General features: G+C 71.3%; 9 protein-coding genes. 4 read left to right on the top strand and 5 right to left on the bottom strand.

The window, feature by feature from the left end; all coding sequences use genetic code 11:
• The 5 genes from AB0M39_RS39725 to AB0M39_RS39745 all read right to left on the bottom strand — a co-directional run.
• The coding region (locus tag AB0M39_RS39725) for a mandelate racemase/muconate lactonizing enzyme family protein (protein ID WP_365373382.1) at nucleotides 1-1005 on the bottom strand (1005 nt) is incomplete at its 3' end.
• A 67-nt stretch (nucleotides 1006-1072) separates the two neighbouring features.
• Nucleotides 1073-2374 (bottom strand): MFS transporter, encoded by a 1302-nt coding sequence (locus tag AB0M39_RS39730; protein WP_365373384.1) that lies wholly within the window; start codon nucleotides 2372-2374, stop codon nucleotides 1073-1075.
• Nucleotides 2375-2518: 144 nt separating this feature from the next.
• Complete coding sequence (locus AB0M39_RS39735) at nucleotides 2519-3403, bottom strand: SMP-30/gluconolactonase/LRE family protein (protein WP_365373386.1); 885 nt, start codon at nucleotides 3401-3403, stop codon at nucleotides 2519-2521.
• Nucleotides 3400-4344 carry a sugar kinase gene (locus AB0M39_RS39740; RefSeq protein ID WP_365373389.1) on the bottom strand — a complete coding sequence of 315 codons (945 nt, stop codon included), beginning with the start codon at nucleotides 4342-4344 and terminating at the stop codon, nucleotides 3400-3402. The genes AB0M39_RS39735 and AB0M39_RS39740 overlap by 4 nt, the downstream gene beginning before the upstream one ends.
• Nucleotides 4341-4973 carry a bifunctional 4-hydroxy-2-oxoglutarate aldolase/2-dehydro-3-deoxy-phosphogluconate aldolase gene (locus AB0M39_RS39745; protein ID WP_365373392.1) on the bottom strand — a complete coding sequence of 211 codons (633 nt, stop codon included), beginning with the start codon at nucleotides 4971-4973 and terminating at the stop codon, nucleotides 4341-4343. The genes AB0M39_RS39740 and AB0M39_RS39745 overlap by 4 nt, the downstream gene beginning before the upstream one ends.
• Before the next feature lie 130 nt (nucleotides 4974-5103).
• Between AB0M39_RS39745 and AB0M39_RS39750 the strand changes: the two genes are divergently transcribed.
• From AB0M39_RS39750 to AB0M39_RS39765, 4 genes are all read left to right on the top strand, one after another.
• Nucleotides 5104-5868 (top strand): SDR family oxidoreductase, encoded by a 765-nt coding sequence (locus tag AB0M39_RS39750; protein ID WP_365373395.1) that lies wholly within the window; start codon nucleotides 5104-5106, stop codon nucleotides 5866-5868.
• Between the two features lie 35 nt (nucleotides 5869-5903).
• On the top strand, nucleotides 5904-6575 hold the full coding sequence (locus AB0M39_RS39755; RefSeq protein WP_365373398.1) for a GntR family transcriptional regulator: 672 nt from the start codon (nucleotides 5904-5906) through the stop codon (nucleotides 6573-6575).
• Nucleotides 6576-7336: 761 nt separating this feature from the next.
• The gene (locus AB0M39_RS39760) at nucleotides 7337-8839 is read left to right on the top strand and encodes a sigma-70 family RNA polymerase sigma factor (protein ID WP_365373401.1); all 1503 of its coding nucleotides are present in this window, start codon (nucleotides 7337-7339) and stop codon (nucleotides 8837-8839) included.
• Nucleotides 8840-9448: 609 nt separating this feature from the next.
• On the top strand, nucleotides 9449-10705 hold the full coding sequence (locus tag AB0M39_RS39765) for an RICIN domain-containing protein (RefSeq protein WP_365373403.1): 1257 nt from the start codon (nucleotides 9449-9451) through the stop codon (nucleotides 10703-10705).
• The last annotated feature ends 218 nt before the right edge of the window (nucleotides 10706-10923 follow it).

A 10923-nucleotide genomic window follows, 5' to 3' on the forward strand; every position in this document is an offset into this window, starting at 1 on the left:
CACGTCGACGCGGTGTTCGGCGTCGAGCGCGGCCGCTACTTCGACCTGAACCGGAACCAGGTGCCCACCACCATCCAGATCTACGAGGACCGTCAGGAGCCGGGTGGCCTCGGTGATGCCGCCGCAGCGGGCGACGTTCGGCATGAAGACGTCGATGGCCTGGTTGAGCAGGGACTCGCGCAGATCGAAGCGGGTGAAGTGGGTCTCGCCGTTGACGATGGTGAGACCGGTCCTGCGCCGCAGTTCGCCCAGGTTGGCCAGGTCGTCCACCTGGAGGGGCTCCTCGTACCAGGAGATGCCGAGATCGCGCAGGATCTTCCCCACGCGGGTGGCCTCGTCCAGGTCGTAGGCGCAGTTGACGTCGGTGAGGATCTCGATGTCGTCGCCGACGGCCTCCCGAACGGCCGTCAGGTGCGCCCGGTCGGTGCGCTCGCCGCGACCGATCTTGACCTTCAGCGCCTTGAAGCCGTCCTTGACGAACCCTTGCGCCTGGTGGCCGGAGTCCGCGGGGTCGGCATGGAGCGCGACCGGGCTGGCGTAGCAGTCGATCTTCTCCCGGACCGGTCCGCCCAGCAGCCGGTGCACGGGCACGCCGGCGAGCTTGCCGCGCAGGTCCCACAGGGCGAGGTCGATGCCGGCCAGGGCCTCCAGATAGAAGCCGCGATTGTGGCCTCCGGCGGCCTGCCCCTGGTAGAGGCGTTCCCACAGCGCGGTGGTGGCGAGCGCGTCCTGGCCCATCAGCAGCGGGGCGAGGACGGTGCTGACGACGGTGGCCGTCACCTGGGGGGAGGGAAGCCCGTAGCATTCGCCGACGCCGATCGAGCCGTCCTCGGCGTGGACCTTGACCAGGGTCGCGTACTGGCCCCGCCGCGGCAGGACCAGATGGCTGGAGGCGGGGTAGCGAAGCCAGTCCGGTACGTCCTCGGGGGAGTCGTAGAGGTCGTCGAAGCTGGCGGACAGCGCCCGGGCCTCGATCCTGGTGATGCGCACGGGGTGCGAGGGCATGAGGGGGTTCTCCAGTGGATCGTGCCGCGGGCTGGGTGGCGCCCTGCGGCGGTGCGTGTCCGGTCGGTCAGTCGCGGGCGGTCTCGCGGCCGCTGAAGACCGCGATGAAGGTCAAGGCGCAGCCGGCGAGGACGTACAGGGCGACCGGGGCGGTGGAGCCGGTGCCGGCGAGCAGTGCGGTCCCGATGAAGGGGGCGGTGCCGCCGAAGAGGGCGCCGCTGATCTCGCGGCCGGTGCTGACCCCGCTGAAGCGGACCTTCGCGTCGAACTGCTCGGCCACGAGAGCGGCTTGGGGGCCGAACACCATGTCCTTGCAGACCGGCATGGCGATGACGAAGGCCAGGAAGATCAGCGGGGTGCTGCGCGTCTCCAGGAGCTGGAAGAAGGGGAAGACGAAGAGCGCGGTGGCGGTGAGGCCGAGAGCGACCGTCCTACGGCGGCCGATCTTGTCGGAGACGAGTCCCCACAGCGGGATCGCGCCGATCTCCAGGGTGGCGGCGAGGGCGATGGCCCAGAGCATGGTCGACTTCGGGATGTCCAGGGTGGTGGTCGCGTACGAGAGCGCGAAGGCCTGGATGAGATAGCCCCACACGAAGCCCGAGACGGTGATGCCTATGGTGCGCACGATCGCGCCGGGCTGGGTGCGCAGCGTGTGAAGCAGAGGGAAGCGGACCTTCTCCGCCTTCTCCTCGACCGCGGTGAACGCCGGGGTCTCCTCGATATTGCGGCGTGCCCACATGCCGAAGAGCACGAGGCCGATGCTGAGGAGGAAGGGAAGGCGCCAGCCCCAGCTCAGGAACGCGCTGTCGGGCAGCAGCGAGACGAGGCCGAAGACCGCGCTGGCCAGGACGAAGCCGGCGCCGGTGCCCATGGCGGGGATGGCTCCGTACAGTCCGCGCCTGCCGGGAGGCGCGTTCTCCACGGTCAGGAGGGTCGCGCCGGCGAACTCGCCGCCCACGGCTATGCCCTGGGCCACGCGCAGGACGATCAGGAGTACGGGGGCCCAGACGCCGATCTCCGCGTGGGTGGGCAGAACGCCGACGAGAGCGGTGGCGACGCCCATCGCCAGCATGGTGATCAGGAGGACGTACTTGCGTCCGAGCCGGTCGCCGAGGTGGCCGAAGAGGATCCCGCCGATCGGCCGGGCCGCGAACCCGACGGCGAACGTGGCGAACGAGGCGAGGGTGGCCCCGGTGGACGACGACCCGAAGAACAGCGGGCCGAACACGAGCGCCGACGCCAGCCCGTAGAGGTTGAAGTCGTACCACTCCATGACGGTGCCCACGGTGCTGGCGACCATCGTGCGCCGACTCTGGGCGGGCTGCTGGGGGCTCGTCGCCGGGACCGCGGCGAGCGGGGATGTGCTCATTGGACGTAAACCACCTGAGAGAGATGTCCGGGCGGCCGGACGGGTTCTGATGAGACGTGAAGGTATTCCATATACGAAATAACTTCTAGGCGTTGGGCGGGAAAGATTTGGTGACTGCCCCTGCAGGCCCGCGCCCGGGAGGGCTTACGCGGGGCGCCGCGGCCCGAAGAGCCGGGCGGGCGGGGCGGTGACGCCGGTGGAGCCGGCCAGCACGGCCCCCGCGAGGGGGCCGGGGCGCTCCAGGCGGTGCAGCGCCGTCGTCACGAACATGAAGCCGCCTCCGAAGGCGACGCTGCTGGCGTGCGGTGTGGGGACGTGGACGGTGTGCAGGGGCCTGCCGTCCGGCTGGTAGCACAGGACGCGGCCGGCGCCCCAGAGGGCGACCCACAGGTTGCCGTTGTCGTCGACGGTCAGTCCGTCGGGGCGGCCCTCGTCCTGGGCGAAGTGGGCGAACAGCTGCGGGCGGCCGAGCTCCCCGGTCACGGGGTCGACCGTGTGGCGGGTGATGGCCCTTCTGGCGCTGTCGGCCAGATACATCAGCCTGCCGTCCGCGCTGAAGGCAGGGCCGTTGGGCACGCTGAGGTTGTCGAGGACCTCGTGGACCGAGCCGTCGGGATCGGTGCGGTACAGCGAGCCGGCGCCGGTCGCGGCCTGGACCTCCATGCTCCCCGCCCAGAACCGGCCGGAAGGGTCGCACGCTCCGTCGTTCATCCGCATCGACCTGTTCCGGCGGTCGCCGGGCCGGGACAGCCAGGTCAGGCCGTCCGGGCCGGTCAGGGCGATCCCGGCGCCCGCCGCGACGATCCACTCCCCGTCCGTCCCCGCGACCGGGGCGGCCGCGCCGAGCGGCATGTCCAGCTGCAGCAGCCGCTCCGGGTCAGCGCCGGGCAGGCCGCGGCAGCGGTAGAGGGCGCCTTCCAGCAGGTCGACGAAGAGCAGTCGGTCGTCGATCCAGCGTGCGCCCTCCGCCAGCTGGTACCGGAAGGGCGCACAGGCCCGCCACTGCGGCCTCCATTCGTCCGGTCTCATCGGATCGCGCTGCCCGGAGCGGCCGTGATCAGACCGAGTTCGTGGCGGGCGGGCAGTCCCTCCCAGTCGCCGATGGACGCCACCGCGAAGGCGCCCGCGGTCACGCCCCGCTCCAGGCGCTGCCCCACGGACTCCCCGTCCAGGAACCCCGACAGGTAGCCGGCGACGAAGGCGTCCCCGGCTCCGACGGTGTCCTTGACCGTGACTCCCACCGCAGGTCGGGCGACCGATCCGGAGCTGTCGAAGACCTGGGCGCCTTCGGACCCTCGTTTCACCACGACCTCCCGCACGCCGCTTTCCAGCAGCGCCTCCACCTGCTCGGCCTCGGTGACGGCTCCCGCGGGTGCCGCCAGGGCCAGCTCGTCGTCGGAGGCGACCAGGATGTCCACCTGGGGCATCACCGGTCGCAGCGTGGCCGCCGCCTCCTGCCGCGACCACAGCTTCGACCGGTAGTTGACGTCGAGGCAGAACGTCGATCCGAGGGCGGCGGCCCTCCGTGCCGCCGCCCGCACCGCCAGAAGCGGCCCCGGGCCGAGAGCCGCCGTGACGCCGGTGGTGTGGATGACGCGCGCGCCCTCTTCGAGGGCCGATTCCAGATGTCCGGGGCCGATCCGCGAGCCGGCGGAGCGGTCGCGGTAGTACTGGACGCGTGTCACGTCCGCGGTCCGCGGCTCGAACACCACCAGTCCGGTCGGACCCTCCGCCTCGACCGCCAGGCTGATGTCGACGCCCTCGGCGCGCAGGGTGCGCAGTACGAGGGCGCCGAACTCGTCGGCGCCGGTGCAGCCGACCCAGCCCACCCGGTGCCCCAGCCTCGCCAGGCCGATCGACACGTTCGCCTCCGCTCCGGCGACCGACATCCGCAGGGTCGAGGCGATCCTGATCGGCTGATCCGCCCGCAGGGCGACCATGGCCTCGCCGAACGTCAGCACATCCCTCATGGCGTCTCCTTCGACAGCGAGCGGAACGCCGCGATGCGCTCGTCGAGTCCGCAGGGGTCGCCGTCGGCCGCGCGGCCGACGAGGGGTCCGCCCACGCCGACGGCCACCGCTCCGGCTGCCAGGTACCGGCGGGCGGCGGCCGCGTCGACGCCCCCGACGGGGACGAACGGCACGTCGGGGAACGGGGCGCGCAGTGCCCGGAGCAGTTCCAGACCGCCCGGACCCGCGGGGAACAGCTTCAGCGCGGTGGCCCCTTCGGCGACCGCGGCGACGACCTCGGTGGGCGTCAGGACCCCGGCCAGTACCGGCAGTCCGAGCGCGCGCGAGACGGCGACGGCGTCCGTGACCCCTGGTGTGACGGTGAAAGCCGCTCCCGCTTCGGCCGCGCGCCGGGCGTCGTCGGCGGTGAGGACCGTGCCGGCCCCCAGCCGCGCCGTGGGGCCGAGTGCGGCTCGGGCTCTCTCGATCACCCTCAGGGCGTCGGCGCCGCTGAGCGACACCTCGACCAGGTCTATCCCGGACGAGACGAGAGCGAGGACAGTGGCGAGGGCCGCGTCGGGGTCGCTGCCCCGGACGATGGCGAGGACGCGGCGGGCGTGGAGCGCGGCGAGAAGGTCGGGTGGATGCACGGGTCCTCCAGAAGACGTTGAGCAAATATCGTAGATCGTATACTGTCTTGCGTTATCTTCAACCCATGCCTTGCCGGCCAGGCCGCCCAGTGGGCCAGGGCGGTCGGGCCGACCAGTGAGGTGTGGACAGATGCCCCGAACCGCCTTGATCACCGGAGCGGCGGGAGGAATCGGCCGCGTCGTCGCCGCCCGGTTCGTCGCCGACGGATACCGCGTCGTCGGCGTCGACGTGGCCGATCCCGGCCTCGACGGCGTCGCGTACTGCCGCGCGGACGTCACGAACCCCACCGAGGTGTCGGACGCGGTGCGCGCCGCCGCGCCGGAGGGCGGTGCGGTGGACGTGCTCGTCGCCTGTGCCGGGGTGACCGAGGGCCGGCCGCTGCATCTGACGACCACGCAGGAGTGGAACGCCGTCCTCGAGGCGAACCTCGGCTCGGTGTTCCTCTGCGTCCGCGAAGTGCTGCCCGGGATGATCTCCGCCGGATCGGGCAGGGTGATCGCCATCGGCTCGGTGCTGCACAAGACGGCGGCGCCGGGGCTGCCCGCCTATGCCGCGGCCAAGGGGGCCGTCGCCGCGCTGACCCGCCAACTCGCCGTGGACTATGGTCAGTACGGAATCTCGTTCGTCACGATCTCGCCCGGCTGGGTGGGCACCCCGGCCACGGAGTCCCGTCTGGACGGCGCCGGCGACCTCGAACGGCTGCGGCAGAGCAATCCGCTGGGCATCCTGGGAAGCCCCGAGCAGGTCGCCGCCGCCGTCCTCTTCGCGGCATCCCCCGACGCGGCACTGCTCAACGGGTCGGAGATGGTGCTGGACGGGGGAGCGTCCGCGGTGAGCCCGGCCAGCCTTCTGCGCGACGCGCACCGGCAGAGGATGGGCCTGCCGCCGCTGTGAGGGGCAACCCGGCAGATATCGCATACGATAACCGGATGGAATCGAATCGCTGGGCAGAGCCGCTACCTGCCTTCAAGAGTAAGTCCGACCTCGTCTACGAGACCCTGCGCCGAGCCATCGCCGGCGGGGATCTCCGTGCGGGCGAGCGCATCAACATGGACGAGCTGGCGCGAAACCTCGGGGTGAGCAAGATCCCCATCCGTGAGGCGGTCAAGCAGCTCGAATCCGAGGGCCTGGTCGTCTCCCGCGCGCACGCGGGCGTGAGCGTGGCGGAGGTGGACCTCACCGAGATGCGCGGCGTGTTCCTCGCGCGGGAGGCGATCGAGGGCCTGGTCGCCCAGCTCGCGGCCGAACGCGTCACCGACGCGCTGCTCGCCGACCTCGAGGAGGTCCAGCAGGCGATGCGCGACGAACTCGCCGAAGGCTCGATGGACCGACTCCCCGAGCTGAACTCGCGGTTCCATCTGACCCTCTCCGCCGGGGCGGGCTTCCGCATCCTCGCCGACCTGACGGAGCAGCTGCTGCTCACGGTCCGCCGCTACCGCGTCACCGCGCCGAAGGACCAGGAGAACTGGCGGGCTGTCATCGAGGAGCACGACGCCCTCCTCGACGCCCTCCGTCGCCGTGACCCCGAGGCCGCCGGCGCGGCGGCACGCGCGCACATCAACGCGCAGGCGGACCACGAGGTCGCATCAGGTTCCTCGTAGGACTGCGCGCCAGTCGCCTGGCTGGCGGGGCGCGCCGTGCCGGGGAGGTTCCGCGCTCGCGCCGGCGGGGGAGGCCGCGGCTTACGACGATGGCACGGTGCTCAAGGCGTGGCGAGGCTCGACGGCGGTCGCGGGAGGTGTGCCGCACACGACGCGGGGCTGTGTGCGTCGCTGCGTCGACCGACCGCCGCTCGGGCGCGGCTGACGTCAGGTGACCCCGGGGTCATGGCGGCGCCCTGGGGGCGCGCCGACGGTCGCCGCGCCGTCCCGGCCTCGTCCGGCGAGTGCCGGTCGGCGGGAACTGGGTGTCGCATCGGGTCAACTGGCGTGCCTTCGAAGAGATTCGATGCACCCTGCCGGGCCCACCGAGGATCGTTCCGCCCGGCGGGAGAGCGCTGACGTTCGCCGCACCCGCCGGGGCCCCGCTTCTTTGCGAGGCCTCACGGACCAAGACGGCGGCCCCCGTTGACCGTCCCGCGACTTTGCCAATCCTTGACCTCGGGTGCGGCGATGCGCACAGCACGGCGCCTGCGAGAGCCCGTCTACGGCGCCCAGACCTCTCCGCTCCCTGGCGGAAGGGGTTGCGTGTCAGGGCCGCGGCAGACCAGGGTGTAGCCTCCCGACGGACGCGCGGGCGTCATCGGTCGTGGAGCCGGTGATCTGACGAGCCCCCGTCCGCCGGATGAAGCCATGCCTTCCCAACCCTCCCCCCTTCAGCGGGATTCGGCCGTCTCGCAGGTCTGCGAAGAACAGGTACACGCATGTCCACGTCTCAGAAGCATCTCTCCCGCCCCCACCGGTCAGACGAAGAGCTCGCCGCCGCGATCCGCCACGGGGACGCCGGAGAGGAGGAACTCGCCGAGCTCTATGGGCGCCACCGGCCCGCCGTCCGCGCCTACGCCGGGACGTGCTGCCGAGACTCGCACACCGCTGAAGACCTCGCCTCCGAGGCGTTCGTACGGGCCATCGCAGCGGTCCGGGCCGGCCACGGCCCGCGCGGTTCATGGCGTCCCTATCTGCTGACCACCGTTCGCAACATCGCCATCACCTGGACGACCACGAGCCGCCGCACCGAACTGACCGACGAGATCGACGACTGGGCTCAAGAAGGCTCGCACACCGAGGAGTTCGCCCTCCGCAACGAGGAGGACGACATCGTCGTCCGCAGCTTCCGGCAGCTGCCCGAGCGATGGCAGGCGGTGCTGTGGCACACAGCCGTCGAGAGGGAGCCGGTGTCCCGGGTAGGACCCATGCTCGGGCTGAGCGAAAGCGGTGTGAGGTCGCTCGCCGAGCGGGCGCGCGAGGGTCTTCGGGAGGCGTATCTGAGCGTGCACGCCTCCAGCGGTGTGCAGGACTCCGACGAATGCGCTCACTACCGGGGCCTGCTGGCGGCAGCCGTACGCAGGCCGGGCCGCAGGACGAGCAAGGACTTCTCGCGCCACCTGGACGCCTGTGCGCGCTGCCGTCGGACGATGAGCGACCTCGTCGACCTCAACTCCCGTCTGCGGGCGGTACTTCCGGCTGCGGTGCTGCTGTGGGGCGGGTCCCGGTACCTCGGCGCCCAGGGCGCGCCCGCCGGTGCGGCGGCCTCGGCCTCAGTGCTGCCCGACCCCTCAGGCGGCGCCGCGTCGTTCCTGTCGTCCTCCACGCTGAAGGGCGCCGCTCTCACCGTGGCCGTGGCGACAGCGGGCGCCGCGGCCATCGTGATCCTCGGTCCGGAGCAGCAAGCTCTCCCGTCGAAGCCGCCGCCGGCCGCATCGCGTCCGGCGCATCCGACGGCGTCGACGCCTGCGCCCTCGGCCGCGTCGCCGTCGCCGTCGCGTGAGCCGAAGCCTCCGTCCGCGCCCACCCCGACTCGCTCCCGAGCCACCTCGCAGCCCGGGCCCTCGTCGTCCCCGGTCGCGCCGTCCGCGGCGCCGGCGCCGGACCCCACCCTTCGCGAGGCCGGCTCCACGACACTGCGCGTCCCCTCGAGCGGGCGCTGTGTGGAGGCGGCCACCAGTGCGGCGGGCGAGGCGGTGCGCGAGGCGGACTGCGACGGAAGCGACCGGCAGGTCTGGGTCCAGCTGCACTTCGAGGGTCCCACCGTGCTGCTACGGAACGCGGTGTCGGGGCTGTGCCTGCGGGACACGGGCGGATCGGCCGCGGACGTCCAGCTCGCGTGCGACAGCGGTGAACGCCGTCAGGTCTGGCGGACCGAGTACAGCCTGGAGGCGAGTTCACTCGTGGTCACGGGCAGCGAAGGGGGCATGTATGAGATTTGACGTGTCGTCAGAGTAGGTCGGCGCCTCGGCCGGGGACGGCGACGTCCCGCCCGACGCCTTCGGTCGACCTTCGACTTTCGACCATTGACCCTGCCCCTGACCTGGCCTTCTCCCTGCCAGGCCGGGGGCAGGGCGCGTGTCCGCCTCTGGAGGGCGGCCGCGAACGAGCACGCCCGCCTGGGGGTAGCAGGAACGGGCGGCTTTTCGGGGATTCACCCCGATGTCATGGGCTCATACAGCTCCTGTTCTGTGACCCTCGAACGGGTCGCCTTCGGCCTGTCGGCCGGCTGTGTGTTCCAGGTGCGGGCGTGGACGAAGTGGATCGCCGATCCCTCCTCGGATCGGCGACCCACCCTGCGACCTCCAGGTCCGCAGTGCAGGGCCCTTCTTCCGGCCTCCTGCTCTGGGTGTGTCGTGGGAGGGACTTCGAGGCCCGCGCTTCGTCCCGGCCCTTTGCCTACCCTTTACCAAGGCGCGCGCTTCTTGGCTTCACGGGCGCCATGCTGTACGTTCGCCGGGCGATCTCCAGAACACCCGTAGTGCAACCCTTTCCTCGGCTCCTCCAACGTTGGAGAGCACGTGGCAAGGAACCAACACAGAGCGACGCGCATGGTCGCGATCCCCACGGCCGCGGCTGTCGCCGCCGCGCTGGCATGGGCAGCGGTCGGCATGCCCGGATGGGCGAGCGAAGAACCGGCGCAGCAGAAGCCTTCGCCGGCCGCCACGTCCACCCCGCCGGTCGCCTGTGATCAGCAGGACAACGGCGGCAAGGGCTGGTACCAGCCGATCTACGTTCACCGCGAGGGCGCCGGCTCGGCCGACGCGGTGAAGAGCATCCGTCACATCATGTGGAGCACCGACCAGATCTTCGAGGCAAGCGCCAAGCGCTTCGGTCAAGGTGACAGCCGCCGCCTGCGCTTCGTGCAGGACAAGGACTGCCAGATCGAGGTCATGAGCGTCGCCGTCGAGGGCCTGCCGTCCAAGCCGTCCTTCGTCCAGACTCGGATGAAGGCGGAGAAGGCTGTTCAAGCGGAGATGCGCAAGGCTTCCGCGGAGGCCAAGAAGCGGTTCAAGCGCACCCGGCCCGTGTACTTCTACGACACGAGCCCCCGTGGCTGCGGTGTCGCGACCACGCCGAGCAAGACGTCCAGGTCCGGTCTCTTCAAGGGCCGGGCGGCTGTCTCCTGGAACTGCGCGACCGTCCCGGCGGTCTCCCACGAGATGGTCCATCAGTTCGGCGTCAACCACTGTGACAACAAGAAGGACCAGGGCGGCGATCCCATCTGCCGTGGACGCGATCGCACACCCCGCTGTGGGGACCTCATGGCGAACATCGTCCTGGACTGCGCCAAGGACGAGTTCTCCTACTTCAACCCCCGGCCCGAGGCGGGCAGCCAGCTTGCCAAGTGGCCCAAGGAGAACGTCGCCAACAGCCCGTACCTGATCAAGAATCAGCCTGCTCCCGCCCTGGAGATGCGGCTCGCCGGCCAGCGCGGCGGACTGTGCCTTACGGCGGGCAAGGAAGCCAAGGTCGTCCAGCAGGACTGCGCCACCGGCGACGAGCAGGTCTGGTCCCGGTCCATCGACAAGGAGGGCTACCTCACCCTCACGCAGAAGAGCACCGGCAAGTGCCTGACCGTGCCGCAGGGCAAGGGCGGCGCGGCTGCGGAGCTCGCCGACTGCAAGCCCGGCGACGAGCGTCAGCAGTGGTGGATGCCGTCGGGACGCGGGAACCAAGCCGATGTCTACAAGCTCGTCAGCTCCGCCACCCGGAAGGCAGCCGGCGTCGACGGCGGCTCCGAGGGAGCGTCTCTCATCGGCTCCGGCGGAAAGTCGACGGGCTTCCGGATCCAGCTGACCAAGTGATCCGCCCGTAGGCCTGGCGTCGACTCGGCGCCAGGCTCAGGGGCCACCGTGGGGCGCGGCCGCAAGTGCCGTGCCCCACGGTGCGCGAGCGTTCTCACTCGCCCCTTCCCAACCTCTCCAGCGTGAACGCGCCGGCGCCGGGGCCCAAGGCTTGGGGCGGCGGCGAGGGGCGGGGCCCCAAGGCCCCGACAACAACCCCACCAGGGGGGGGGTTTTAG

The sequence above is a fragment of the Streptomyces sp. NPDC051907 genome (assembly GCF_040681075.1).
Lineage (GTDB): Bacteria > Actinomycetota > Actinomycetes > Streptomycetales > Streptomycetaceae > Streptomyces.

Coding starts and splice junctions, on each gene's coding strand:
- AB0M39_RS39730 (WP_365373384.1), bottom strand. CDS start 2,374: ATGAGCACATCCCCGCTCGCCGCGGTCCCGGCGACGAGCCCCCAGCAG.
- AB0M39_RS39735 (WP_365373386.1), bottom strand. CDS start 3,403: ATGAGACCGGACGAATGGAGGCCGCAGTGGCGGGCCTGTGCGCCCTTC.
- AB0M39_RS39740 (WP_365373389.1), bottom strand. CDS start 4,344: ATGAGGGATGTGCTGACGTTCGGCGAGGCCATGGTCGCCCTGCGGGCG.
- AB0M39_RS39750 (WP_365373395.1), top strand. CDS start 5,104: ATGCCCCGAACCGCCTTGATCACCGGAGCGGCGGGAGGAATCGGCCGC.
- AB0M39_RS39755 (WP_365373398.1), top strand. CDS start 5,904: ATGGAATCGAATCGCTGGGCAGAGCCGCTACCTGCCTTCAAGAGTAAG.
- AB0M39_RS39760 (WP_365373401.1), top strand. CDS start 7,337: ATGTCCACGTCTCAGAAGCATCTCTCCCGCCCCCACCGGTCAGACGAA.
- AB0M39_RS39765 (WP_365373403.1), top strand. CDS start 9,449: ATGGTCGCGATCCCCACGGCCGCGGCTGTCGCCGCCGCGCTGGCATGG.